Source organism: Occultella gossypii (assembly GCF_019947135.1).
GTDB classification, from domain to species: Bacteria; Actinomycetota; Actinomycetes; order Actinomycetales; family Beutenbergiaceae; genus Occultella; species Occultella gossypii.
In genome coordinates, this window is record NZ_JAGSHT010000031.1 from 18,659 (window position 1) to 43,310 (window position 24,652).

Here is a 24,652-nt window from a genome sequence, read left to right on the forward strand (position 1 = left end):
GCACCACTCTGCGCGTTCCCAACGACCCATTGACCGAACGACCCGGGCTTACTGACGATGAGGCCCCCCTGACACACCGTTACGGGCTCGAACGCGGCTCGCAGACGATCTCACACTGGGTTGACCACCTGAGGATAACGAGAAGGCCGCAATCTTGTAAGCAATTGCTTCTGATCGAGACCTGCTCGTTACCACATCGGGCCACGCCGGTCCCTTCCGGCCACCTCGCGGGTCCTGCTCTCACGACGGATCCGGGTCGGCTCACCCGGTCAACGGCATCGCCCGCACGATCCGGAGGAGGTCCGGTGCCAGTTCCTTGCGGCAGATCAGGAGGTCGGGCACCAGGTGGTCGGCTCGGTCGAGCCGCACCTCGCCGCCGTCCATCCGGCTCGCATGGAGCCCTGCGGCGCGCGCGATGGCCACCGGCGCCGCGACATCCCAGACCGGGAGCCTGCCCAGGTGCAGGTGGGCGTCCGCCTCTCCCCGAACGACGGCGGCGGTGCGGTAGGCGACGGAGCCCGCCTGGACCGTACGGCCCCCGATCGCCGACGCGACCGCCTCCACCAGGGCGGTGCTGGTGCCCCGTTCGACGACGAGGCGGCGCTGTGCCTCCCCCGGGTACGGCGGGGTCGGTGAGTCGTTGCTCAGCACCAGGTCCAGGCCCGGCAGCGCGACGGCCGCGGCCGTGACGGTGCCGCCGACCACCAGTGCGACGCCGACGCCCCAGTCCCGGCGCCCGGCGGCGTACTCGGGGACGCCGTCCAGGGCTCCGATCAGCCAGGTGCGCAGTGCCCGGGGGTCGAAGGCGCCGGCGTGCACCCCTGATAGCACCGAGTCCATCGGGCACCGCGCGATGAGTTGCGCCGCGAGGAAGGCACCTGCACGCTGCAGTGCCAGCGCACCGAGTGCTGCCGGCTGGAGCCCGGCGCCATCGGCGCGTAGCTCCTCGAGAAGATCGGCGGTGGACCCGGCCAGTACCTGGGCGAGGTGGAGGTCGTCGAGGTCCCCATCCATGGTGGCCGCGACCGGCGACATCCCGGCAATCACAAGGGCACCACGCCCGAACTGGTGGCGAGAGGCGGGGGTGCGCCCCCGTCGGGGGTACGAGGGCGCACCCCCTCCACCCGGCGCCAACCCGTAGCGTCAATAGGCACCGCGGCCTCCGAGGACGGCGCGCGCGGTGCGCCAGAGGATCATGAGGTCCATGGACAGCGTCCAGTTGTCGACGTAGCGCAGGTCGAGCCGGATGGACTCCTCCCAGGAGAGGTCCGATCGTCCGCTCACCTGCCAGAGTCCGGTCAGACCCGGGCGGACCTGCAACCGGCGGCGAGACGCCTCGTCATAGCCGGACACCTCGCTGGCCAACGGTGGTCGGGGACCGACCAGGGACATGTCACCGCGCAGCACGTTCCACAGCTGCGGGAGCTCGTCGATCGAGAACCGGCGCAGGAACCGGCCGACGGGTGTCGTGCGCGGATCACGACGCATCTTGAACAGCGTGCCGTTGCCGTCGCTGCGGTCCTCCAGAGCTGCCAACCTGGCCTCGGCGTCGGAGTACATCGACCGCAGCTTGTACATCGTGAACGGTGCGCCGTCGAGCCCGATGCGGGTCTGGCGGAACAGCGCGGCGCCGGGCGAGCTCAGCCGGATCACGAGCGCCGCCGGGACCAGCACCAGCATGGCGACGAGCAGCAGAACCGCGGCCAGCACCCGGTCACCGATGACCTTGCCCCAACGGTGCAGCGGCCCGGGGTCGGCCGAGAGGGTCAGGACCGGCGTGTCCATCAGTCCCCGCAAGGTCACCCTGGAGGCCCCCACCTGAGCCACGTCAGGGGCCAGCAGGACCTCAACGTCGAGTGCCTCGAACTGGCGACCGAAGCGGCTGAGGTCCGCCACGGCCACGCTGTCACCAGCGATCACCACGGTCTCCACACGCAGGCTCCGAACGAGGTCGGGCACGTCAGCGACCGCGCCGAGCACCGGCACGTCCGTGGCCTCGTCGCTGGTCCCCTCGGGTGGGCAGATCCCGGTGAGCGCGAAGCCGTGCCCTGGTTCCCGGGCCAGCTCAGCGAGAACGGGCGCCAACCGCGCCGGTTGGCCGACCAGCAGGGTGCGCCGCAGCATCCGGCCGCGGGACCGGGCCCGCCGCACCACGTACCGCTGACCCGCTCGCAGCGCCAGGGCGGCGACCGTCGTGAGGGCGAGGCTCACGATCACCAGGGTTCGCGGCACTGGCACGTTCACGAAGACGAGCAGCATGCACCCGACGGCGAGGAACAGTCCGCCGCGCAGCAGCGACGTGAGCTCCTCGCGTCCCGCAGCGGCTCGGCGCCGGTCGTAGCCACCGCACAGTGCGACCGCCGCCACGAACAGGACCGCCGCGCCGAGCCCCGCGATGAATGCGATCCCGGCCGGGTAGACGAAGGCGGTGGCCGGCCAGGTGACGGCGGCGGCGATCGTGGCGTCGGAGGCGATCGCGATGGTGCGGTAGCGCCGGGAGATGACGGCCCAGGTGGGCTCCTCCTCGGCGGGAACGGTCGACGCCAACCGGGCGATCAGGTTGGTGAGGAGTTCGCCTCGACTGGAACGGATGCGGGAGGGACGGTCGGTCGTGAGGGCCACCGTGCTACCTCGTTGTCCTGTGGTCGGCGCGCGCGCGGGAGGTCTTCCCCGCTGCCCCGATGTTGTCGCGATTCGACACTGCCCCGTCCTCCGTACCGCTGCGTCTGGCTGACGCACGGGGTATCGGGCAGGATCGGCTGCCTCTCGAATCCCCGGCTGTGTGAACTCAACCATCTGACGCCGGGACCGAGAAGGTCATCCACGGATGATTGCTCCAGGGCCGTGGGTGAACGAGTTCCGCATGGCGGGTGAGGTGGGGGTGAGGCCATCGGCACCCCGAGGGCGTTGAGCGTTCCAATGCCGGACCGCGCACCCACGCGCACGAACGTGCGCCAGGATTCAGGCGATCGGGACGACCCTCACCCCGTGCCGTGCGAGGCCCGCGGCACCACCGTCGCGGGCAGTGAGAACCCAGATGCCGCCGGCGTGCACGGCCACGCTGTGCTCGAAGTGGGCGGCCCGGGAGCCGTCCACGGTGACCACCGTCCAGTCGTCGGAGAGCACCGTCGTCGTCGGCTCACCCCGCACGAGCATCGGCTCGATCGCGAGGCACATGCCGGGACGGACCCGCGGCCCGCGGTGGCCGGAACGGTAGTTCAGCACGTCCGGGGGCTGGTGCATCGCGGAGCCGATGCCGTGGCCGACGTATTCGGCAACGATGCCCAAGTCACCGGCGGCCGTGACGGCGTCGTCGATGGCCTCCCCGACCTGTCCGAGCCGGTCCGCCGTGGCGAGCGCCGCGATACCGGCCCACATCGCCTCCTCGGTGACCCGCACCAAGTCGAGGTCCGCTGGATCCGCGTCGGGGACGACCATCGAGAACGCCGAGTCACCGTGCCAGCCGTCGACGATCGCACCACCGTCGACCGAGACCACGTCGCCGGGCTCGATGACGCGCTCCCCCGGGATGCCGTGGACCACCTCGGAGTTCACCGAGATGCAGACCCGAGCCGGGAAGCCGTGGTAGTTCAGGAAGTTCGACGTCGCACCGGCGTCGGCGATCACCCCTGCAGCCACGGCGTCGAGTTCGGCCGTGGAGACCCCCGGCCGGACCTGCTCGCGGACGGCGTCCAGCAGGTCCGCGACGACGAGACCCGCCCGCCGCATGATGCGCATCTGCTCGGGGGTCTTGTACTCGATCCGGTCGCGGCCGAACACGGCAGCGCCCTCAGTCTGCGTCGAGCGCGGCCAGCAGGTGCTGGGTCACCTCATCGACACTGCCCATGCCGTCCACCTGGACCAGCAGACCACGCTCGGTGTAGAGCGTGACCAGCGGCTCGGTCTGCTCGGCGTAGACCTCGAGCCGACGGCGGATGACGTCCTCGGTGTCATCGGCACGGCCCTGTTCCTCGGCCCGGTTCAGCAGCCTGGCGACGACCTCCTCGGTGTCCGCCGTCAGCTCCACCACACGGGTCAGCGCGGTGCCCGCCCCCGCGAGCATCTCGTCCAGCTCGTGCACCTGCGCCTCGGTCCGGGGGTAGCCGTCGAGCAGGAACCCGGCTTCGGCGTCGGGCTGGGTCAGGCGGTCGGCGACCATCTTGTTGGTCACTTCGTCCGGGACGTACTCGCCCGAGTCCATGTACCGCTGCGCGAGCTTGCCGAGCTCGGTCCCCTGGGCCACGTTGGCGCGGAAGATGTCGCCGGTGGAGATCGCGGGCACGCCGAGACGGTCGGCAACCCGGGCCGCCTGCGTGCCCTTGCCCGCCCCGGGCGGGCCGAGGAGGATGAGACGAGTCATCGGAGGAACCCTTCGTAGTGGCGCTGCTGGAGTTGCGCGTCGATCTGCTTGACGGTCTCCAGGCCGACCCCCACAACGATCAGCAGCGAGACCCCACCGAACGGGATCTGGGTGCTGATGTTCATGAGCTTGAACGCGATCGTCGGGATCAGCGCGACCAGGGCCAGGTAGATCGCTCCGGCGGCGGTGATCCGCGAGATGACGAACTGCAGGTACTCAGCGGTCGGCCGTCCGGCCCGGATGCCCGGGATGAAGCCGCCGTAGCGCTTCATGTTGTCCGCGACCTCGTCCGGGTTGAACGTGATCGAGGTGTAGAAGTACGCGAAGAAGATGATCAGCACGATGTAGACGGCGATGTGGACGTTCGCGCCGGGATCCATCAGGTTGACCGCGACCCACTGCACCCAGGGCGTGGTCTGGTCCTCCACGAACTGCGCGGCCAACGTCGGCAACGCGAGCAGGGATGACGCGAAGATCACCGGGATCACACCGGACATGTTGATCTTGATCGGGATGTAGGTGCTCGACCCGCCGTACATCCGCCGGCCCACCATGCGCTTGGCGTACTGCACGGGGATGCGGCGCTGGGACTGTTCGACGAAGACGATCAGGCCGACTACGAGCAGCGCGATGACCAGGAAGATCGTGAAGTTCACGATCCCGTTGTCAGAGGTCGCGATCTGCCACATGGCGCTCGGGAAGGAGGCCGCGATCGAGGTGAAGATGAGCAGGGACATGCCGTTGCCGACACCCCGCTCGGTGATCAGCTCACCCATCCACATGATCAGGCCGGTACCGGCCGTCATGGTGACGATCATCAGGAGCATCGTGGTGACCGAGTCGTTCGGGATGATCGGCACGGTGCAGTCGGGGAACAGGTTGCCGGTCCGGGCCACGGTGATGATCGTGGTGGCCTGCAGGACGGCGAGGAAGATCGTCAGGTACCGGGTGTACTGCGTGAGTACCGCGGTGCCGGACTGGCCCTCCTTGTGCAGGGCCTCGAACCGTGGGATGACCACCCGGAGCAGCTGGATGATGATGCTCGCGGTGATGTAGGGCATGATCCCCAGGGCGAACACCGACAGTTGCAGCAATGCTCCGCCACTGAACAGGTTCACCAGGCCGAGGACGTCCTGGCCATCTCCCGCGGTGCCGATGCACTGCTGGACGTTGACGTAGTCGACGCCGGGCGTCGGGATGAAGGAGCCGAGCCGGAACACGGCCATGATGGCCAGCGTGAAGAGCAGCTTCTTCCGCAGATCCGGGGTCCGGAACGCGCGAGCGAATGCGCCGAGCAAAGGTCCTCCTGCTTGGGTCAACGGGCGTAGTGCGCAGCTCGCGCACGGCGTGACGCCCGATGGGTACCGTCCGACCTTAACGGTCGACGGGGCCGATAACGGCGTACGGCGGCGCAGGAATCATTGCTTCCTGCGCCGCCGTTCACCTGGGGTGCCTCAGGCCTGCTCGATGCTTCCGCCTGCTGCGACGATCTTGTCCTTCGCGGACGTGGAGTACGCGTTCACCGTGACGTCCAGCTTCACGCTGACCGCGCCGGTGCCGAGAACCTTGACCGGGTGGCCGCCGCGGACGGCGCCCTTGGTGACCAGGTCGGACACGGTGACCTCGCCACCCTCGGGGTAGAGCGCGGAGAGCTTGTCCAGGTTCACCACCTGGTACTCGGTGCGGAACGGGTTCTTGAACCCGCGCAGCTTCGGCAGCCGCATGTGCAACGGCGTCTGCCCACCCTCGAACCGCGCCGGCACCTGGTACCGGGCCTTGGTGCCCTTGGTACCACGGCCGGCGGTCTTCCCCTTGGAGCCCTCGCCGCGACCCACGCGGGTCTTGGCAGTCTTGGCTCCCGGGGCCGGACGCAGGTGGTGCACCTTCAGGGTGCCCGGACGCGACTCGGTGGTCGCCTCCGCCTTCGTGGGCTTGGTGGCCTTGTCGGCCTTCTTCTCCGCCTTCACAGCCTTCTCAGCCATGTCAGTCGACCTCCTCAACGGTGACCAGGTGCGCCACCGTGGTGACCATGCCACGGATCTCGGGACGGTCCTCCTTGACGACGGTGTCGCCAATTCGCTTCAGACCGAGCGAACGCAGCGTGTCGCGCTGGTTCTGCTTACCGCCGATCCCGGACTTCTTCTGGGTGACCTTGAGCTGCGTCATGACGCCACCGCCCCGGAGGTCGCGGCCTCGGCCGCGTCGCTACGTCCGGCGGCCTGCGCCCGCAGCAGCGCCGCGGGGGCGACGTGCTCGAGGGGCAGTCCACGCCGGGCGGCAACCGCCTCGGGCGGCTCGAGTCCCTGCAACGCGGCGACCGTGGCGTGCACGATGTTGATCGCGTTCTCGGAACCGAGCGACTTGCTCAGGATGTCGTGGATCCCGGCGCAGTCGAGGACGGCGCGAACCGGACCACCGGCGATGACACCGGTACCCGGCGAGGCCGGACGCAGGAAGACCACGCCGGCCGCGGCCTCACCCTGCACCTGGTGCGGGATGGTGCGCTGGATCATCGGAACCTTGAAGAAGTTCTTCTTGGCCTCCTCGACACCCTTGGCGATCGCCGCGGGCACCTCCTTGGCCTTGCCGTAGCCGACGCCGACCGTGCCTTCACCGTCGCCGACGACGACCAGGGCGGTGAAGCTGAACCGACGCCCGCCCTTGACGACCTTCGAGACGCGGTTGATGGTCACGACGCGCTCGACGTAAGTGTTCTTGTCGGCGTCGTTCCCACGGCGGTTGTCCCCGCCGCGACGGTCACGACGGTCGTTGGAGCGCTCGTTCGAACGCTCGCCGGTGCCGCCACCGGCGGTGCCGGCGCTCGTGCCGGTCCTGCTGCGCTGTGGAGCAGCCATCATGCGATCCTTTGCTTGTCGGAATGCTGGGGCGTCGTCACAGGGACAGTCCCCCCTCGCGGGCGCCCTCGGCGACCGCGGCGACACGTCCGTGGTACTTGTTGCCACCGCGATCGAACACGACGGCGTCGACACCCTTGGCCTTGGCCCGCTCGGCGACCAGTTCGCCGACCTTGCGAGCCTTGTCGGTCTTCGCGCCGTCCGCAGTGCGCAGGTCGGCCTCGAGCGTCGAGGCGGAGACCAGCGTCGTACCGGTGGTGTCGTCGACCAGCTGCGCCACCATGTGGCGCGCGGAGCGGTTCACCACCAGGCGGGGCCGCACGGCCGTGCCGGTGACACGCTTGCGCACCCGAAGGTGGCGCCGTGACCGGGCGACGCGCTTGCCCTTTCCCTTGATGGACAGTGCCATGGCTACTTACCAGCCTTTCCGACCTTGCGGCGGACCTGCTCGCCCGCGTACCGCACACCCTTGCCCTTGTAGGGCTCGGGCTTGCGGATCTTCCGAATGTTCGCGGCGACCTCGCCGACCTGCTGCTTGTCGATGCCCGCGACCGAGAACTTGGTCGGGGACTCGACGGCGAAGGTGATGCCCTCCGGGGCCGTCACGGTGACGGGGTGGGAGAAGCCGAGCGCGAACTCGAGGGTGGAACCCTTCGCGACCACGCGGTACCCGGTACCGACGATCTCGAGCTTCTTCTCATAGCCCTGTGTGACGCCCTGCACCAGGTTGGCGAGCAGCGTGCGGGTCAGGCCGTGCAACGAACGCGACTCGCGCTCGTCGTTGGGGCGGCTGACCACGATCGCGCCGTCATCGTCGCGAGCGACGGTGATGGGCGCGGGGATGGTGTGCGCAAGGGTGCCCTTGGGCCCCTTGACCGTGACCGCGGCACCGTCGATGTTGACATCGACGCCGCTGGGAACGGTGACCGGAACCTTACCGATTCGAGACATGGGGTTCTCCTCCTGATTCCCTGGTCACCAGACGTAGGCGAGGACTTCCCCACCCACGCCCTTCTTGGCCGCCTGACGGTCGGTGAGCAGGCCGGAGGACGTGGACAGAATCGCCACGCCCAGGCCGCCGAGCACCTTCGGCAGGTTGGTCGACTTCGCGTACACCCGGAGCCCCGGCTTCGAGACACGGCGCACACCGGCGAGCGAACGCTCCCGGTTCGGGCCGAACTTCAGCGAGAGGTTCAGGGTCTGGCCCACCTCGGCGTCCTCGACGGACCAACCGGTGATGTAACCCTCCGCCTGGAGGATCTCAGCGATGTGGGACTTGAGCTTGGAGTACGGCATCGAAACCGACTCGTGATACGCCGAGTTCGCGTTGCGCAGACGCGTCAACATGTCGGCGATCGGGTCTGTCATTGTCATTGGGCTGTTGCCCTTCCTCGTCGCGGTTTCCTCATCGGGACCTGCGACGTAGTCGTTTTACCAGCTGCTCTTGGTCACGCCGGGGAGCTGGCCGGCAAGGGCCATCTCCCGCAGGCACACTCGGCACAGGCCGAACTTGCGGTACACCGAGTGCGGACGGCCGCAGCGGTTGCACCGGGTGTAGGCCCGCACGCCGAACTTCGGCTTGCGGTTCGCCTTCTGGATAAGCGCGGTCTTCGCCATCCGACTCAGGCCTCCTGGAACGGGAAGCCGAGTCGACGCAGCAGCGAGCGACCCTCTTCGTCCGTGGTAGCGGTCGTGACGACCGTGATGTCCATGCCGCGCACCCGGTCGATCTTGTCGACGTCGATCTCGTGGAACATCGACTGCTCCGTGAGCCCGAAGGTGTAGTTGCCGTTCCCGTCGAACTGCTTCGGGGAGAGGCCGCGGAAGTCACGGATGCGGGGCAACGCGAACGTCAGCAGGCGGTCCATGAACTCCCACATGCGGTCGCCGCGGAGCGTCACGTGGGCGCCGATGGGCTGGCCTTCGCGCAGCTTGAACTGGGCGATCGACTTGCGCGCCCGGGTGGTCTGCGGCTTCTGCCCGGTGATCGCGGTCAGGTCGCGGATGGCGCCCTCGATGACCTTCGAGTCACGAGCGGCGTCCCCCACACCCATGTTGACAACGATCTTGGTCAGACCGGCCACCTGGTTGACGTTCTCGTGGGAGAACTCTTCGCGCAGGCCCGCGACGATCTCCTCGCGGTACTTCTGCTTGAGCCGGGGCAGCACCACTGCGCTGTCCGGGCCCGATTCGGTGACGGTGCTCATGAGATGTCCTTACCGGAACGCTTGGCGACGCGGACCCGCTGCGTGCGGGTGCGGCCGTCACGTTCGACCTCTTCCGTGCGGTAGCCGACCCTGGAGCCCTTCTTGGTCTCCGGGTCCACGACCATCACGTTGCTGATGTGGATCGGGGCCTCGACGGTCTCGATGCCGCCGGTCCGCGAGCCCCGCTGGGACTGCGCGACCTTCGTGTGGCGCTGCACGCGCTGCACACCTTCGACGATCACCCGGTCGGAGTCGACCAGGACCTCGAGAACACGTCCCTGCTGGCCCTTGTCGCGGCCCGCGATGACGACCACCAGGTCGCCCTTCTTGACCTTTGCCATGGTTACAGCACCTCCGGTGCGAGCGAGACGATGCGCATGAACTTCTTGTCACGCAGCTCGCGGCCCACCGGGCCGAAGATGCGCGTGCCACGCGGCTCGCCATCAGCCTTGAGGATCACCGCTGCGTTCTCGTCGAAGCGGATGTAGGAGCCATCCGGACGCCGGCGCTCCTTCACGGTACGAACCACGACCGCCTTGACGACGTCGCCCTTCTTCACATTGCCGCCGGGGATCGCGTCCTTGACGCTGGCGACGATGACATCGCCGATGCCGGCGTAGCGACGACCGGAACCGCCGAGAACGCGGATGCAAAGGATCTCCTTGGCACCCGTGTTGTCGGCGACCTTGAGTCGCGACTCCTGCTGGATCATGTGGATCTACTCCTGTTGTCGTGCCGGTTCTCGCCCTCGGGCGAGCCTTGCCGAACGGATGGGTTGTCAGTTGCCGCGCCCGGCTGCACGCACCCGGGCTGCGGCGGTCCTACTTGGCCTTCTCGAGGATCTCGACGACCCGCCACCGCTTGGTGGCGGACAGCGGCCGAGTCTCCATGATTAGCACGAGGTCACCGATGCCGACCTCGTTCGCCTCGTCGTGGGCCTTGACCTTGTTGGTGCGACGCATGACCTTGCCGTAGAGCGGGTGCTTGACCCGGTCCTCGACCTCGACCACGACGGTCTTGTCCATCTTGTCGCTGACCACATAGCCGCGACGGACCTTGCGGTCGGCGCGTGCCGTCTCGGCCCCGGCTTCGGGGGTGGTGGGAGTGCTCATTGTCGTTGCCTCGTTCACTTCGCGTCGGCGGTGGGCTCGGTACGAATGCCGAGCTCACGCTCGCGCAGGATCGTGTAGATGCGGGCGATGTCGCGACGCACCGTCTTCAGCCGACCGTGGTCCTCGAGCTGACCGGTGGCCGAGGAGAACCGCAGGTTGAACAGCTCCTGCTTGGCCTTCTTCAGCTCGGCGACCAGGCGCTCGCTGTCCATGCCGTCGAGCTCGGACGGCGCCAGTTCCTTGGATCCGATAGCCATCACGCGTCACCACCCTCGCGACGCACGAAACGCGTCTTCATCGGGAGCTTGTGCTGCGCGCGGCGCAGGGCCTCGCGAGCCAGCTCTTCGTTCACGCCGGCGAGCTCGAACAGAACTCGGCCGGGCTTGACATTGGCGACCCACCACTCGGGCGAACCCTTACCGGAACCCATGCGGGTCTCGGCCGGCTTCTTGGTGATGGGACGGTCGGGAAAGATGTTGATCCACACCTTGCCGCCACGCTTGATGTGGCGGGTCATGGCGATACGAGCGGCCTCGATCTGGCGGTTCGTGACGTACGCGGGCTCGACGGCCTGGATGCCGAAGTCGCCGAAAGTGACGTTCGTGCCGCCCTTGGCCGCACCACGCCGGGTGGGGTGGTGCTGCTTACGGTGCTTGGTGCGCCGGGGGATGAGCATGGCTCAGGCCTCCGTCTCGGTGCCGCCGGCCGGAGCCGCGGCGGGGGTGGATGCGGGGGCTTCGGCGGCGGGCGCCGAAGGAGCGTCGGTGCGGCGGCCGCGCGGACGGTCACCACGGTCGCCACGGCCACGAGGGGCACGGGGGCCGGAGTTGACCTGGTCCGCAGCGAACTGCTTCTCGGTCATGTCGCCCTTGTAGATCCACACCTTCACGCCGATGCGACCGAAGGTGGTGCGGGCCTCGAAGAAGCCGTAGTCCACGTACGCCCGGAGGGTGTGCAACGGCACGCGACCCTCGCGGTAGAACTCGCTACGGCTCATCTCGGCGCCACCGAGGCGGCCCGAGCACTGCACCCGGATGCCCTTGGCGCCGGCGCGCTGCGCGGACTGCATGCCCTTGCGCATCGCACGACGGAAGGAGACGCGGGAGGCAAGCTGCTCGGCGATGCCCTGTGCGACCAGCTGAGCGTCGATCTCGGGGTTCTTGACCTCGAGGATGTTCAGCTGCACCTGCTTGCCCGTGAGCTTCTCGAGCTCACCGCGCAGGCGGTCGGCCTCCGCGCCACGACGCCCGATGACGATGCCCGGGCGGGCGGTGTGCAGGTCGACGCGGACTCGGTCGCGGGTGCGCTCGATCTCGACCTTGGAGATGCCTGCGCGCTCGAGGCCAGTGGCCATCAGCTTGCGGATCTCGACGTCCTCGCGGACGTAGTCGCGGTAACGCTGCCCCTCCTTGGTGGAGTCAGCGAACCAGCGGGACCGGTGGTCGGTGGTGATGCCGAGCCGGAACCCTGTGGGGTTGACCTTCTGGCCCATCAGCGAGCCCCTCCCTTGGTCTGTCGCTCAGCCACGATCACGGTGATGTGGCTCGTGCGCTTGAGGATCTGGTTGGCCCGTCCCTGGGCACGCGGCCGGAACCGCTTCAGCGTGGGACCTTCATCCACGAACGCCTCCGCGATCACCAGGTCGCCCTCGTTGAACGCGACCGAGGCGAGCTCGGCCTTGACGCGGGCGTTTGCGACCGCGCTCTCCACTACCTTGCGCACGGTCTCCGCCGCCGCCTGGGGGGCATATCGGAGCACGGCCACGGCCTCATCGGCCTGCTTGCCGCGGATGATGTCCACGACGCGCCGGGCCTTCTGGGGCGTGACGCGCACGAACCGCGCCTGCGCCTTGGCTTCCATCGATGTCCTGCCTTCTCAAAGAGTGTGCTTGGTGAGTTCGCGTGTCGCGAGATCAGCGACGACGCGCCTTGCGGTCGTCCTTCTCATGCCCACGGAACGTGCGCGTCGGGGCGAACTCCCCCAGCTTGTGGCCGACCATCGACTCGGTGACGAACACCGGGACGTGCTTGCGACCGTCGTGTACCGCAAAGGTGTGACCCAGGAAGTCGGGCGTGATGACCGACCGACGTGACCAGGTCTTGATGACGTTCTTCGTGCCCTTCTCGTTCTGTCCGTCCACCTTCTTCTGCAGGTGGCCGTCCACGAAGGGACCCTTCTTCAGACTGCGAGGCATCTCGTCGTCGTCTCCCTATCAGCGCTTCTTGCCGGTACGGCGACGGCGCACGATGAGCTTGTCGCTCGGCTTGTTCGGACGGCGGGTACGACCCTCGGTCTGGCCCCAAGGGCTGACCGGGTGACGTCCACCGGAGGTCTTTCCTTCACCACCACCGTGGGGGTGGTCGACCGGGTTCATGGCGACACCACGGACGGTCGGGCGCTTGCCCTTCCACCGCATCCGGCCGGCCTTACCCCAGTTGATGTTCGACTGCTCGGCGTTGCCGACCTCACCGATGGAGGCGCGGCAGCGCAGGTCGACGTTGCGGATCTCGCCGGAGGGCATCCGCAGCTGGGCGTACGGGCCGTCCTTCGCGACGAGCTGCACCGAGGATCCGGCGGAGCGAGCGATCTTCGCGCCACCGCCCGGCTTGAGCTCGACGGCGTGGATGACGGTACCGACGGGGATGTTGCGCAGCGGCAGGTTGTTGCCCGGCTTGATGTCGGCGCCCGCGCCGTTCTCGATGCGGTCACCCTGCTTCAGCCGCACCGGGGCGAGGATGTAGCGCTTCTCCCCATCGGCGTAGTGCAGCAGCGCGATGCGCGCGGTCCGGTTCGGGTCGTACTCGATGTGCGCGACCTTCGCCGGCACGCCGTCCTTGTCGTGACGACGGAAGTCGATCACGCGGTAGGCGCGCTTGTGTCCACCACCGATGTGCCGTGCCGTGATCCGGCCCGAGGCGTTGCGCCCACCGCTCTTGGTGAGCGGACGGACCAACGACTTCTCCGGCGTCGTGCGGGTGATCTCGACGAAGTCGGCAACGGACGAACCGCGGCGGCCCGGCGTAGTCGGCTTGTACTTACGGATTCCCATGGGATTAGATCCTCAATCTGTTCTGGTGCGACCGCCGGCGTCAGCCGACCGCTCCGCCGAAGATGTCGATGCTGCCTTCACGCAACGTGACGATGGCGCGCTTGGTGTCCTTGCGCTTGCCCGTCCCGAAACGCGTCCGGCGCGTCTTGCCCTTGCGGTTGATCGTGTTCACGGACTCGACCTTGACGTTGAAGATCTGCTCGATGGCGATCTTGATCTCGGTCTTGTTCGAGCGCGGGTCCACCAGGAAGGTGTACTTGCCCTCGTCGAGAAGGTTGTAGCTCTTCTCGGAGACGACCGGGGAGATCACGACGTCGCGCGGGTCCTTGAGTGCTGCGCTCACTTCTGCTCCTCCTCGACCTCGGTCGAGCTGGCGACGGCGGTCGCGCCACGGCCCTGTGCGGGGCCGGCCACGAAGGCCTCGTAGGCGCCCGACGTGAAGACCACGTCGTCGCTCACCAGCACGTCGTAGGTGTTCAGCTGGTCCGGGTAGATCAGGTGCACCGTGGGCACGTTGCGCAGGCTCTTCCAGCTCAGCTCGTCCTGGCGCTCGAGCACCACGAGGACGTGGCGCGAGGAGGCAACGCCTGCGAGCACCGAGACCGCGGTGGCGGTCGACGGCGTCCCATCGGCGACGAAGGAGCTCACCACGTGCACGCGCTGCGCGCGGGCCCGGTCGGAGAGCGCGCCGCGCAGGGCGGCGGCCTTCATCTTCTTGGGGGTGCGCTGGCTGTAGTCGCGCGGGACCGGCCCGTGCACGACGCCACCACCGGCGAACTGGGGGGCTCGGGTCGAACCCTGACGGGCGCGACCGGTGCCCTTCTGCTTGTAGGGCTTGCGGCCACCACCGCGGACCTCGCCGCGGGTCTTGACCTTGTGCGTGCCCTGGCGGGCCGCCGCGAGCTGCGCGACGACGACCTGGTGGATCAGCGGCACGTTCGTCTGGACGTCGAAGATCTCCGAGGGGAGATCCACCGAGCCGGACTTCTTGCCCTTGGCGTCGATGACGTCGATCACGGTTGCGTCGGTCATGACGCTCACGCCCCCTTCACGGCGGTGCGAACCACGACGAGCCCGCCCTTGGGGCCGGGGACCGCGCCCGTGATGAGCAGCAGTCCCTTCTCGGCGTCCACGGCGTGGATGGTCAGGTTCTGGGTGGTCTGGCGGTCGTGGCCCATCCGGCCGGCCATCCGCACGCCCTTGAACACGCGCGACGGGGTGGAGGCCCCACCGATCGAGCCGGCCTTGCGGTGGTTACGGTGTGCACCGTGGGAGGCGCCGACGCCGTGGAAGCCGTGACGCTTCATCACACCGGCGAAGCCCTTGCCCTTGGTGGTGCCGATCACGTCGACACGTGTTCCGGACTCGAACGTCTCCGCGGTCAGCTCCTGGCCGACCTCGTAGGAATCGGCGTCGGAGGTGCGGAACTCGGCGGCGTGCCGACGCGGGGTGATGCCCGACTTGTCGGAACGGACCCGCAGGGGCTGGGTGACCTTGCGCGGGTCGATCTGGCCGAAGCCGAGCTGGACGGCCGAATAGCCGTCCTTGTCCACCGTGCGGATCTGGGTCACGACGTTGGTGCCCACCTGCACGACGGTGACCGGGAACTGACGACCGGCGTCGTCCCACACCTGGGTCATGCCGAGCTTCGTGCCGAGGATGGCCTTGACGGCGCGCTCGGACTGCTGGGGAGTAGAAGTCATGACTGAGTCCTCAGAGCTTGATCTCGATGTTGACGTCGGCCGGCAGGTCGAGTCGCATGAGCGAGTCCACGGCCTTCGGCGTCGGGTCCACGATGTCGATCAGCCGCTTGTGCGTGCGCATCTCGAAGTGCTCGCGGCTGTCCTTGTACTTGTGCGGAGAACGGATGACGCAGAACACGTTCTTCTCGGTTGGCAGCGGCACCGGGCCCACGACCGTCGCACCAGCGCGAGTCACCGTGTCGACGATCTTGCGCGCCGAACTGTCGATGACCTCGTGGTCGTAGGACTTGAGCCGGATGCGGATCTTTTGTCCCGCCATGGCGTCGTCTGACTCTCTCTCGTAGTACCAACTGACCGACCCCCGCGCTCGGGCGTGTCGCGCTTTGCGACACACCCCACCGCCGTACACCGGTTGGTGTGGGTCGGAAGATGACTTGTGTGATCCGTCCGCCTGCCCCGTGGGCCAGTCAATCGAATCGGTCTGGGTCGGATGCCTGGTCGAGGGTCGAACTCGCCGTGTCTGCGACTGGCCGGCAGCTGAATCAACCAGCCGACCTACGCACACGCGTGTCCTGCACCCCTCGCACGAGGCAACCTGAACAGTCTGCCACAGGTGATGGGCAGATCCCAAGTCGGGCCTCGGTGGGATACGCCACACGGCCCGACGGCGGGGGTCACCGCGGGTCGTGCCGGTCGCCCCTCGAGCCGTTCCCGACACGCTACCAGCGCGCCTGCGGCGCCGCTGGTCGGCGCGCCCACGGCGTGCGCTGGGGATGCCTCCCGTAGGTGCCGTGCGCCGGCCTGCGCCACTGGCCCCGACGGCGGTCTCCCGCCGTCGCACGACGGCTCACGCCCACGCCCTTGCCGCCGCGTGGTCACGCGCAGGACGGCAGCCTACGGTGCGCTCACGAGCCCTACGTGCGCTCACGCGGACAACCAGTGCACCGCGTGTGCTGATGCCGGTCAGGGCAGCCCGCGATGTGCTCACGCCCGGCCACGGCAGCCCCGCGATGTGCTCAAGCCCGGCCACGGCAGCCCCACGGTGTGCTCACGTGGGGCGGTGGCTACGCTCGGTCGGCGCCCGTCGCCGCTGGCGAGCACCGGGAGCGGGAACAGGACCAGGGTGCGAGCCTGGCGCCTCAGAGGCCGGTGACCGTCGAGTTCTCGTCCAGTCCGAGGATCTCGACCCGCAGACTCAGGTTCGCGACGTTGAAGCTGATGTACTTGTCGACGCCGGCGGATTCGGGTCGGTCCTGACCGACCGAGATCTCACCGATGGTCCCCCGCGCGAAACCGGCCTTGCCGGTGATGATGACCTGCTGTCCCACTCGGAACGTGCCACTGACCACCTGGCCGGTGAACACCGTGCCGCTGCCGGGGACCTGGAAGGCATCCATGAGCTTCAGCGTCGCTGAGCCCAGGCCCGCCTCGGGCGCCTCGGCGTCCCATAGCGATTCCGCCTCTGCCGGCGTCGGTCCCTTGACGTCATTCCCCTGTGTGAACCATCCCATGCGGGCCAGCGTACTGGCATCGACCGCCCGTTGGCGGGGACGGGGATGGGCACCTCTACCTACCTTGCAGCGACCGCGGCCACGATCGGGACATGACGAAGGGCCCGCCGGCGACCGGCGGGCCCTTCGTCGGTGCTGGGCTCAGGCCCAGCGGTGGATCACTTGATGATCTTGACCACGCGGCCGGAGCCGACGGTCCGGCCACCCTCGCGGATGGCGAAGCCGAGGCCCTCCTCCATGGCGATCGGCTGGATCAGCGCGACCGTCATCTCGGTGTTGTCGCCGGGCATGACCATCTCGGTGCCCTCGGGCAGCGTGATGACACCGGTGACGTCCGTGGTACGGAAGTAGAACTGCGGACGGTAGTTCGCGTAGAACGGGTTGTGACGGCCGCCCTCGTCCTTGGCCAGGATGTAGACCTGAGCCTCGAAGTCGGTGTGCGGGGTGATCGAACCCGGCTTGGAGACGACCTGGCCGCGCTCGACGTCCTCGCGCTTGGTGCCGCGGAGCAGCAGACCGACGTTCTCGCCCGCGTCAGCGGTGTCGAGCAGCTTCCGGAACATCTCGATGCCGGTGACGATCGTCTTCTGCGGGGCGCGGATACCGACGATCTCCACCTCCTCGTTGACCTTGAGCTGGCCACGCTCCACACGACCGGTGACGACGGTGCCGCGCCCGGTGATGGTGAAGACGTCCTCGATCGGCATGAGGAAGGGCTTCTCGATGTCGCGGACCGGGTCCGGGACGTTCTCGTCGACAGCGTCCATGAGGTCCTCGACGGACTTGACCCAGACCGGGTCGCCCTCGAGCGCCTTCAGGCCGGAGACGCGCACGACGGGCACGTTGTCGCCGTCGAACTCCTGGCTCGACAGCAGCTCACGGACCTCCATCTCGACGAGCTCGAGGATCTCCTCGTCGTCGACCATGTCGGACTTGTTGAGCGCGACGAGCAGGTAGGGCACACCCACCTGGCGGGCGAGCAGCACGTGCTCGCGAGTCTGGGCCATCGGACCGTCGGTCGCCGCGACCACGAGGATCGCGCCGTCCATCTGCGCGGCACCGGTGATCATGTTCTTGATGTAGTCAGCGTGACCGGGGGCGTCAACGTGCGCGTAGTGGCGCTTCTCCGTCTGGTACTCCACGTGGGAGACGTTGATCGTGATACCGCGCTGACGCTCCTCCGGAGCGTTGTCCACCTGGTCGAACGGGGTGAACGTGTTCAGGTCGGGGTACTTGTCAGCGAGCACCTTGGAGATGGCAGCGGTCAGCGTCGTCTTGCCGTGGTCGACGTGACCGATCGTGCCGATGTTGACGTGCGGCTTGGTCCGCTCGAACTTGGCCTTCGCCACTTGGTTCCTCCTGGAACTTGGGTAGTTGTACGCAGCATCTGGGGTGACTGGCTGTCGCCCCACTGAGGCTGAGCGATCCTACGGGTCGGTTTGGTGATGGTGAAACAGGGTCGACCTGTGGGACTACTCGCCCCGGGTCTTCTTGATGATCTCCTCGGAGACATTCCGAGGCACTTCGGCGTAGTTGCTGAACTGCATCGAGTACACCGCACGACCCTGGGTCTTGGACCGCAGGTCGCCGATGTAGCCGAACATCTCCGACAACGGCACCAAGGCGCGAACCACCTTAACGCCGCTCGCGTCCTCCATCGACTGGATCTGGCCGCGGCGGGAGTTCAGGTCGCCGATGACTTCGCCCATGTACTCCTCGGGCGTGCGCACCTCGACGTCCATGACCGGCTCCAGGAGCACCGGGTCGGCGCGCCTGACGCCTTCCTTCAGTGCCATCGAGCCGGCGATCTTGAAGGCCATCTCCGAGGAGTCGACGTCGTGGTACGCGCCGTCCAGCAGAGTGGCCTTGATACCCACGAGCGGGTAGCCGGCGAGCACGCCGACCTGCAGGGCGTCCTGCACACCGGCGTCGACGCTCGGGATGTACTCCCGCGGGACGCGGCCACCGGTGACCTTGTTGTCGAACTCGTAGAGTTCGCCGGCGTCGCTCTGGAGCGGCTCGAAGGACATCTGGACCTTCGCGAACTGGCCCGAGCCACCGGTCTGCTTCTTGTGGGTGTAGTCGAGCTTGTCCACCTTGCGGCGGATCGTCTCGCGGTAGGCGACCTGCGGCTTGCCGACGTTCGCCTCGACGCGGAACTCGCGTCGCATGCGGTCCACCAGGATGTCCAGGTGGAGCTCGCCCATGCCGCCGATCTCGGTCTGGCCGGTGTCCTCGTTGAGGGATACGGTGAACGTCGGGTCCTCGGCCGAGAGCTTCTGGATGGCCGTGGAGAGCTTCTCCTGGTCACCCTTCGTCTTCGGCTCGATCGCCACGAAGATGACCGGGTCCGGGAAGGACATCGACTCGAGCACGATCGGCGCGTCCAGGGCCGCCAAGGTGTCACCGGTGGTGGTGTCCTTGAGCCCGATCGCGGCGTAGATGTGGCCGGCGTGGGCCTCGTCGACCGGGTTCTCCTTGTTGGCGTGCATCTGGAACAGCTTCCCGATGCGCTCCTTGCGGCCCTTGGTCGTGTTCATGACCTGGTCGCCGGGGTGGGCGAGACCGGAGTACACGCGGATGAACGTCAGGGTCCCGAAGAAGGGGTGCGACGCGATCTTGAACGCGAGCGCGGAGAACGGCTCGGACTCGGACGGCGCGCGGGTCAGTTCGACCGACTCGTCCTTCGGGTCGTGGCCGATCATGGGGGGCACGTCGATCGGGGACGGCAGGTAGTCGATGACCGCGTCGAGCATCGGCTGCACACCACGGTTCTTGAAGGCGGAGCCACAGAACACCGGGTAGGCCTCGGAGTTGATCGTCATCTTGCGGATGCCGGCCTTGAGCTCGGGGACGGTGAACTCCTCACCCTCCAGGAACTTCTCCATGAGCTCGTCGGACGCCTCGGCGACGTCCTCGACCAGCTGGGCGCGGTACTGCTGGGCGCGCTCGAGCAGGTCGGCGGGGATCTCCTGCGTCTCGTACGCGGCGCCCATCGTCACGTCGCCCTTGGAGTCACCGGGCCACACGAAGGCCTTCATGGTGACCAGGTCGACGACACCGACGAACTCGCTCTCGGACCCGATCGGCAGCTGCATGACCAGCGGCTTGGCGCCGAGTCGCTTCACGATGGTCTCGACCGTGTAGTAGAAGTCCGCACCGAGCTTGTCCATCTTGTTGACGAAGCAGATGCGCGGCACGACGTACTTGTCGGCCTGACGCCACACCGTCTCGGACTGCGGCTCGACACCTTCCTTACCGTCGAACACGGCAACGGCACCGTCGAGGACGCGCAGCGAACGCTCAACCTCGACCGTGAAGTCCACGTGACCCGGGGTGTCGATGATGTTGATCTGGTTGCCGTCCCAGAAGGAGGTGACCGCGGCGGAGGTGATGGTGATGCCGCGTTCCTTCTCCTGCTCCATCCAGTCGGTGGTCGACGCGCCATCGTGCGTCTCACCGAGCTTGTGGTTGACCCCCGTGTAGAACAGGATGCGTTCCGTGGTGGTGGTCTTGCCGGCATCGATGTGGGCCATGATGCCGATGTTGCGGACCTTGGTGAGGTCGGTCAGCACGTCGAGTGCCACAGTTGCTCTCTTCTGGTCGATACGAGCGTGATCAGGTGGGTCATGGCACCGGTGGTGCCGGTGCCATGACCGGTTCGACTACCAGCGGTAGTGCGCGAAGGCCTTGTTCGACTCGGCCATCTTGTGGGTGTCCTCGCGGCGCTTGACCGCGGCACCGAGGCCGTTCGAGGCGTCGAGGATCTCGTTCATGAGACGCTCGGTCATCGTCTTCTCGCGGCGGGCGCGGGCGTAGTCCACGAGCCAGCGCAGGGCCAGCGTGGTCTGACGCGAGGCGCGGACCTCGATCGGCACCTGGTAGGTGGCGCCACCGACGCGGCGGGACCGGACCTCAAGGGTCGGGCGGACGTTCTCCAGCGCGCGCTTGAGCACGACGGCCGGGTCGGACTGAGTCTTCTCACGGACGCCCTCCAGGGCGCCGTAGACGATCCGCTCAGCGGTGGACTTCTTGCCGTCCATGAGCACCCGGTTCACGAGCTGGGTGACCGTCGGCGAACCGTAGACGGGATCGATCGCGAGCGGCCGCTTCGGGGCCGGACCCTTACGAGGCATTACTTCTTCTCCTTCTTCGCGCCGTAACGGCTGCGAGCCTGCTGACGGCCGCGAACGCCCTGGGTGTCGAGTGCGCCACGCACGATCTTGTAACGAACACCCGGGAGGTCCTTCACACGGCCACCGCGCACGAGCACGATGGAGTGCTCCTGCAGGTTGTGACCGACGCCGGGGATGTACGCCGTGACCTCGATCTGGCTGGACAGTTTGACGCGGGCCACCTTGCGCAGAGCCGAGTTCGGCTTCTTCGGGGTCGTCGTGTACACGCGGGTGCACACACCGCGACGCTGCGGGCTGCCCTTGAGGGCAGGCGTCTTGGACTTGCTCACTTTGGCGTGGCGACCCTTGCGGACCAGCTGCTGAATGGTGGGCACTACATCTCCGTCTCGAAAGGCTGACTGCTCATGGTGATCGGGGTGCGATCAGGACCGGAACACTGCTGGCGCCCGGCGTATTCCACCCCGACGTGACCCCCGCGCTCGGGCGTGTCGTCCCCCTGCTCTTCACGCACACTGCGCCCATCACGGGTGTTGTGGTGGTCGGTGTGCGTGCCGGACGGGGGTGACCCACCGCACGCTCATCCTTGTCCGAGCCCGTTTCGGGGCGACGACCAGGTAACAGCGCGCACGCGAGAGCCCGACAGAGCGGGCACTGCCGACCAGAGTACTCTCCGCGCGTCGGAAGCGTCAAAGCCGAGGGGCACGGTGTGGTGCGAAACACTCCCCTGTGCCGGGCTGGACCGAGCCGGTGAAGTTCCCACCCAACCGTAGCGCCGATCCGGTCGTCGTGGTGGGACCCGGATTCGAGGAGTCCACGATCCGGACGCACACTACGCTCGATGCAGGTGGGTGAGCCGCTCCCGGACGGTGGGTGAACAGGAGAGTCGACGATGACGACACACGGTGATCAGGACGCCGTCGTCGGGTCTGCGCCCGTCACCGTCGGCGACGTTGCGCAGGACCCGTCCGCTTCTGGTGCCGGCACGACCGGCCGGAGCACTCGCCCGGTCCGTTACGCGGTCGGGATGTTCGGGACGTCGATCCCGATCAACATGTTCACGGCCTTCATGGCGTTCTTCTACATCGACGAGCTCGGCATGGACGGCCGGGCCTACGCGGCGGTCATGGCCGTGTACGCGGTCATCGACGCGATCGACAACCCCGTGTACGGCTACCTCTCCGACCGGACCCGGACCCGGTGGGGACGCCGGCGTCCGTGGATGATCGTGGCCGCGCCGGTCCTGGCGATCTCCTTCATCCTGTTCTTCTCCCCGCCCACCGGCCTCGAGGGCGCCACCCTCATCGTCTGGTTCGCCGTGTTCACCGTGCTGACCGGCACGTCCGACTCCCTCGTGAACGCGAACTACGGCGCCCTGCTGCCGGAGCTGTTCCGGAACGAGCGGCGGCGCGCCGTCGCGAACTCCCTGCGGCAGGGCTTCCAGCTGGTCGCGATGATCATCTCCGTGGCGCTGACGCCCATGATCACCGACGCGATCGGCTACTCCCGGACCGCCATGATCTTCGGGGCCGTCGCCGCCGCCGTGATCATCTACTGCGCGCTCGGCGCCCGCGAGGATCCGCGCGCACTATCCGCCGACCAGCCGCGGTTGCTCGACTCGCTCCGGGTGATCGTGACGAACCGGAAGTTCTGGCTGATCGCCCTCACCAGCGGGCTCTATTCGGCAGGCATGGCACTCGTGATCGCGGCGGTCGCGTTCTTCGTCAAGTACACGCTGGAGCTACCCGGCACCAGCGCGACCTACCTGCTCGCCACCGTCATCGGGATCTCCGCGCTGTGCCTCGTGCTCTGGACCCGGCTGGTGAGGCGGTGGGGGCCGGAGCCGATCTGGCGGATCGCGCTGATCGTGTTGGCGCTCGCCCTGGCGTCCATGTCCCTGGCGAACTCCCTGGCGACCGCGATCGCCTGCGGCGCCCTGGTGGGCCTGGGCTACAGCGGGGTGATGGCCACGATGGACCTCATCGTGGCCCGTCTTCTGGACGAGGACACCGCCCGCACGGGGGTGCGCCGCGAGGGCATGTTCCTGTCCGCATTCGGCTTCTTCAACCGGCTGAACGCGTTCGTGAAGTCCCTCGGCTTCCTCGCCGTGGCGGCATTGTTCGGGTTCCACAGCGGTGATGACACCGGCACCCGTCCCGACGAGGCCGCCCGGTTCCTGCTGTCCACGTTCCCGTTCATCCTGGTCGCCTGCGCGGCGATCCTGTCGCGCTTCGTCCGCTTCGATCGCGGAGCGGCAGCGGAGATCCTCCCGTCGGTCACCGTTGGCGACCCAGCAGGCGGCGCCGGTGACGAGGTCGCCGAGGCGGCGGCGATCCACCGCCCCGGCACCGACGCGCCGGGGACCGACGACGCCGGCCCGCCCGGGCCGCCCGGCCGGGCGGACGACGTGCCTCGACCACGACCATGACCACGTCCGTCATCATCACCGCCGACGATCTCGGCCTCTCCCCCGGCGTCAACCGCGCCGTCGCCGCCCTGGCCCGCGCCGGGGCCGTGACCGCCACGTCCCTGCTCGTCGGGCGGCCACACGCCGAGGCGGCCCTCGAGCTCGACCTGCCGATCGCCGTCGGGCTCCACGTGGAACTCGACCCGGCCCGGCTCGCCACCGCGAGCCACGACGAGATCGAGACCGCCATCGAGGACCAGGTGGCCTGGATGCGGACTCGAGGCGCCGTGCCCACGCACCTGGACCTGCACACCGGAGCGCTGTACGGCCTCGGCCCGGCGTCCACCCGGCCGGGCGGGGTGCTCGTGGAGGCGATCGCCGTGGCCGCCCGACACCGCCTGCCGCTTCGGCTGCCCAGGCGAACGCCCGACGGCGCCGGCGTGGCCGAGGCGCATCGGCTCGCCGTCGCACTGGCTGACGACTCCGGCGTCCGCCTCCCGGAGACGATCCGTACCGATCCGCGGCCGACCGCAGCGATCGACGGCCCGGACGACACGGCCCGCTACTACGCCGACCTGACGGCCACCCTCCCGGCCGGGGTCAGCGAGATCTTCCTGCACCCGGCGGATGTGGCCACCGACGAGCTCGGTGCGAAGCGCGTCTGGGAGTACCAGTTGCTGCGCGGCCGCGCCCTGCTCACGGCCCTCGCGGACACGGGCGTCACGGCGACCGATTGGGCGAGGATCTGAGCTGCGCCAGGACGCGCTCCGTGTCTGCGGGCGTGCCCAGGAGCAGGACCGGCGGCACACCCGGGTCCGCGGCCCACGCGCGCATCCTCCTACGCTTGCTCCGCCACGACTGGAAGTGCCAGCGGATGATGGAGTCACTCGACAGCGCGTTGCGGAGGGTTTCGACATTGCCGTTGCACAGTGGCGCCTTGGTGACGATGTTGCGGTAGGTGCGCCGCACCAGCCGGGTCAGGGAGACGAGCCGCGGGTAGTCCAGTGCGACGATCACGTCCGCGCGGCGGAAGATGGTGTCCAGGTGCCGGGCGTACGCGGTATCGACCACCCACCGCCGGCCGCTCAGGGTCGAGGCGATGTACTCCTCGAACTGCTCCGGTGGCGCCGGCACCCAGCCGGGCTCCCAGTAGTGCTCGTCCACCAGGGTGACGGGCAGGCCGAGCTCCGCCCCGAGGTGCTGCGCCAGGGTGGACTTCCCCGACCCGGTCACGCCGTAGCAGAGCACCCGGCGGGCACGACGCAGATCCGCCACGCTCCCCCGGCCCATCCCGCGATGATAGCCCGCCGGGCAC

At 68.1% G+C, this 24,652-nt stretch carries 34 protein-coding genes; 2 read left to right on the forward strand and 32 right to left on the reverse strand.

Annotation, left to right across the window (positions count from 1 at the left end; all coding sequences use genetic code 11):
• Positions 1-261: 261 nt before the first annotated feature.
• The 31 genes from KCQ71_RS25890 to rpsL all read right to left on the reverse strand — a co-directional run bounded on the left by KCQ71_RS25890 (position 262) and on the right by rpsL (position 21,307).
• A complete protein-coding gene (locus tag KCQ71_RS25890) occupies positions 262-1,035 on the reverse strand; it encodes an inositol monophosphatase family protein (protein ID WP_223411579.1) in 774 nt (257 codons plus the stop codon).
• A 108-nt stretch (positions 1,036-1,143) separates the two neighbouring features.
• Positions 1,144-2,622, reverse strand: coding sequence for a sugar transferase (locus KCQ71_RS25895; RefSeq protein WP_223411580.1), 1,479 nt, complete (start codon positions 2,620-2,622; stop codon positions 1,144-1,146).
• Positions 2,623-2,961: 339 nt separating this feature from the next.
• Positions 2,962-3,780 (reverse strand): type I methionyl aminopeptidase, encoded by an 819-nt coding sequence (map, locus tag KCQ71_RS25900; RefSeq protein ID WP_223411581.1) that lies wholly within the window; start codon positions 3,778-3,780, stop codon positions 2,962-2,964.
• Positions 3,781-3,790: 10 nt separating this feature from the next.
• Positions 3,791-4,360 carry an adenylate kinase gene (locus KCQ71_RS25905; protein ID WP_223411582.1) on the reverse strand — a complete coding sequence of 190 codons (570 nt, stop codon included), beginning with the start codon at positions 4,358-4,360 and terminating at the stop codon, positions 3,791-3,793.
• Positions 4,357-5,658 (reverse strand): preprotein translocase subunit SecY, encoded by a 1,302-nt coding sequence (secY, locus tag KCQ71_RS25910; protein WP_223411583.1) that lies wholly within the window; start codon positions 5,656-5,658, stop codon positions 4,357-4,359. Before secY ends, KCQ71_RS25905 begins: the two co-directional genes overlap by 4 nt.
• A gap of 156 nt (positions 5,659-5,814) precedes the next feature.
• Positions 5,815-6,342: a 50S ribosomal protein L15 gene (gene rplO, locus KCQ71_RS25915; protein ID WP_223411584.1), complete on the reverse strand. Its 528-nt coding sequence runs from the start codon at positions 6,340-6,342 to the stop codon at positions 5,815-5,817.
• A 1-nt stretch (position 6,343) separates the two neighbouring features.
• On the reverse strand, positions 6,344-6,526 hold the full coding sequence (rpmD, locus tag KCQ71_RS25920) for a 50S ribosomal protein L30 (RefSeq protein ID WP_223411585.1): 183 nt from the start codon (positions 6,524-6,526) through the stop codon (positions 6,344-6,346).
• Positions 6,523-7,215, reverse strand: coding sequence for a 30S ribosomal protein S5 (rpsE, locus tag KCQ71_RS25925; RefSeq protein WP_223411586.1), 693 nt, complete (start codon positions 7,213-7,215; stop codon positions 6,523-6,525). Before rpsE ends, rpmD begins: the two co-directional genes overlap by 4 nt.
• Positions 7,216-7,252: 37 nt before the next feature.
• Positions 7,253-7,624 (reverse strand): 50S ribosomal protein L18, encoded by a 372-nt coding sequence (gene rplR / locus KCQ71_RS25930; protein WP_223411587.1) that lies wholly within the window; start codon positions 7,622-7,624, stop codon positions 7,253-7,255.
• Between the two features lie 2 nt (positions 7,625-7,626).
• Entirely contained in the window at positions 7,627-8,166 is a 540-nt protein-coding gene (gene rplF / locus KCQ71_RS25935) for a 50S ribosomal protein L6 (protein WP_223411588.1), read from the reverse strand.
• 24 nt (positions 8,167-8,190) lie between these two features.
• Positions 8,191-8,589 (reverse strand): 30S ribosomal protein S8, encoded by a 399-nt coding sequence (gene rpsH, locus KCQ71_RS25940; RefSeq protein ID WP_154792927.1) that lies wholly within the window; start codon positions 8,587-8,589, stop codon positions 8,191-8,193.
• Positions 8,590-8,646: 57 nt separating this feature from the next.
• Entirely contained in the window at positions 8,647-8,832 is a 186-nt protein-coding gene (locus KCQ71_RS25945) for a type Z 30S ribosomal protein S14 (protein ID WP_133110073.1), read from the reverse strand.
• 5 nt (positions 8,833-8,837) lie between these two features.
• Entirely contained in the window at positions 8,838-9,422 is a 585-nt protein-coding gene (gene rplE, locus KCQ71_RS25950; protein WP_223411589.1) for a 50S ribosomal protein L5, read from the reverse strand.
• Positions 9,419-9,763 (reverse strand): 50S ribosomal protein L24, encoded by a 345-nt coding sequence (rplX, locus tag KCQ71_RS25955; protein ID WP_223411590.1) that lies wholly within the window; start codon positions 9,761-9,763, stop codon positions 9,419-9,421. Before rplX ends, rplE begins: the two co-directional genes overlap by 4 nt.
• Positions 9,764-9,765: 2 nt before the next feature.
• Positions 9,766-10,134, reverse strand: a complete 369-nt coding sequence (gene rplN, locus KCQ71_RS25960; RefSeq protein ID WP_133110070.1) for a 50S ribosomal protein L14 — start codon at positions 10,132-10,134, stop codon at positions 9,766-9,768.
• Between the two features lie 109 nt (positions 10,135-10,243).
• The gene (rpsQ, locus tag KCQ71_RS25965) at positions 10,244-10,534 is read right to left on the reverse strand and encodes a 30S ribosomal protein S17 (protein WP_223411591.1); all 291 of its coding nucleotides are present in this window, start codon (positions 10,532-10,534) and stop codon (positions 10,244-10,246) included.
• A 14-nt stretch (positions 10,535-10,548) separates the two neighbouring features.
• Positions 10,549-10,791, reverse strand: a complete 243-nt coding sequence (rpmC, locus tag KCQ71_RS25970; protein WP_133110068.1) for a 50S ribosomal protein L29 — start codon at positions 10,789-10,791, stop codon at positions 10,549-10,551.
• A complete protein-coding gene (rplP, locus tag KCQ71_RS25975; RefSeq protein WP_154792923.1) occupies positions 10,791-11,210 on the reverse strand; it encodes a 50S ribosomal protein L16 in 420 nt (139 codons plus the stop codon). Before rplP ends, rpmC begins: the two co-directional genes overlap by 1 nt.
• Before the next feature lie 3 nt (positions 11,211-11,213).
• The gene (gene rpsC, locus KCQ71_RS25980) at positions 11,214-12,026 is read right to left on the reverse strand and encodes a 30S ribosomal protein S3 (protein ID WP_223411592.1); all 813 of its coding nucleotides are present in this window, start codon (positions 12,024-12,026) and stop codon (positions 11,214-11,216) included.
• Positions 12,026-12,394: a 50S ribosomal protein L22 gene (rplV, locus tag KCQ71_RS25985; RefSeq protein ID WP_154792921.1), complete on the reverse strand. Its 369-nt coding sequence runs from the start codon at positions 12,392-12,394 to the stop codon at positions 12,026-12,028. The genes rpsC and rplV overlap by 1 nt, the downstream gene beginning before the upstream one ends.
• 52 nt (positions 12,395-12,446) lie before the next feature.
• Positions 12,447-12,728, reverse strand: coding sequence for a 30S ribosomal protein S19 (gene rpsS, locus KCQ71_RS25990; RefSeq protein ID WP_159622916.1), 282 nt, complete (start codon positions 12,726-12,728; stop codon positions 12,447-12,449).
• Positions 12,729-12,746: 18 nt separating this feature from the next.
• Positions 12,747-13,583, reverse strand: coding sequence for a 50S ribosomal protein L2 (gene rplB / locus KCQ71_RS25995; RefSeq protein ID WP_223411593.1), 837 nt, complete (start codon positions 13,581-13,583; stop codon positions 12,747-12,749).
• Between the two features lie 40 nt (positions 13,584-13,623).
• On the reverse strand, positions 13,624-13,926 hold the full coding sequence (gene rplW / locus KCQ71_RS26000; protein WP_154792919.1) for a 50S ribosomal protein L23: 303 nt from the start codon (positions 13,924-13,926) through the stop codon (positions 13,624-13,626).
• The gene (rplD, locus tag KCQ71_RS26005) at positions 13,923-14,615 is read right to left on the reverse strand and encodes a 50S ribosomal protein L4 (RefSeq protein ID WP_223411594.1); all 693 of its coding nucleotides are present in this window, start codon (positions 14,613-14,615) and stop codon (positions 13,923-13,925) included. The genes rplW and rplD overlap by 4 nt, the downstream gene beginning before the upstream one ends.
• Before the next feature lie 5 nt (positions 14,616-14,620).
• Positions 14,621-15,286, reverse strand: coding sequence for a 50S ribosomal protein L3 (rplC, locus tag KCQ71_RS26010; protein WP_223411595.1), 666 nt, complete (start codon positions 15,284-15,286; stop codon positions 14,621-14,623).
• Between the two features lie 10 nt (positions 15,287-15,296).
• Positions 15,297-15,605, reverse strand: coding sequence for a 30S ribosomal protein S10 (gene rpsJ, locus KCQ71_RS26015; protein ID WP_006946210.1), 309 nt, complete (start codon positions 15,603-15,605; stop codon positions 15,297-15,299).
• Positions 15,606-16,425: 820 nt separating this feature from the next.
• Entirely contained in the window at positions 16,426-16,797 is a 372-nt protein-coding gene (locus KCQ71_RS26020) for a hypothetical protein (protein ID WP_223411596.1), read from the reverse strand.
• 158 nt (positions 16,798-16,955) lie between these two features.
• The gene (gene tuf, locus KCQ71_RS26025) at positions 16,956-18,146 is read right to left on the reverse strand and encodes an elongation factor Tu (protein ID WP_223411597.1); all 1,191 of its coding nucleotides are present in this window, start codon (positions 18,144-18,146) and stop codon (positions 16,956-16,958) included.
• A gap of 123 nt (positions 18,147-18,269) precedes the next feature.
• Positions 18,270-20,384 carry an elongation factor G gene (gene fusA, locus KCQ71_RS26030; protein ID WP_223411598.1) on the reverse strand — a complete coding sequence of 705 codons (2,115 nt, stop codon included), beginning with the start codon at positions 20,382-20,384 and terminating at the stop codon, positions 18,270-18,272.
• Positions 20,385-20,462: 78 nt separating this feature from the next.
• A complete protein-coding gene (gene rpsG / locus KCQ71_RS26035; RefSeq protein WP_154792913.1) occupies positions 20,463-20,933 on the reverse strand; it encodes a 30S ribosomal protein S7 in 471 nt (156 codons plus the stop codon).
• Positions 20,933-21,307, reverse strand: coding sequence for a 30S ribosomal protein S12 (gene rpsL / locus KCQ71_RS26040; RefSeq protein WP_223411599.1), 375 nt, complete (start codon positions 21,305-21,307; stop codon positions 20,933-20,935). The genes rpsG and rpsL overlap by 1 nt, the downstream gene beginning before the upstream one ends.
• A 515-nt stretch (positions 21,308-21,822) precedes the next feature.
• On the opposite strand from rpsL, the gene KCQ71_RS26045 reads away from it, so the two are divergent.
• Both KCQ71_RS26045 and KCQ71_RS26050 read left to right on the forward strand, forming a co-directional pair.
• Positions 21,823-23,358 (forward strand): MFS transporter, encoded by a 1,536-nt coding sequence (locus KCQ71_RS26045; protein WP_223411600.1) that lies wholly within the window; start codon positions 21,823-21,825, stop codon positions 23,356-23,358.
• A complete protein-coding gene (locus KCQ71_RS26050) occupies positions 23,355-24,086 on the forward strand; it encodes a ChbG/HpnK family deacetylase (RefSeq protein WP_223411601.1) in 732 nt (243 codons plus the stop codon). The genes KCQ71_RS26045 and KCQ71_RS26050 overlap by 4 nt, the downstream gene beginning before the upstream one ends.
• On the opposite strand, the gene KCQ71_RS26055 is transcribed toward KCQ71_RS26050, so the two are convergent.
• Entirely contained in the window at positions 24,058-24,627 is a 570-nt protein-coding gene (locus tag KCQ71_RS26055; protein ID WP_223411602.1) for a P-loop NTPase family protein, read from the reverse strand. The genes KCQ71_RS26050 and KCQ71_RS26055 overlap by 29 nt on opposite strands.
• Between the last annotated feature and the right edge of the window lie 25 nt (positions 24,628-24,652).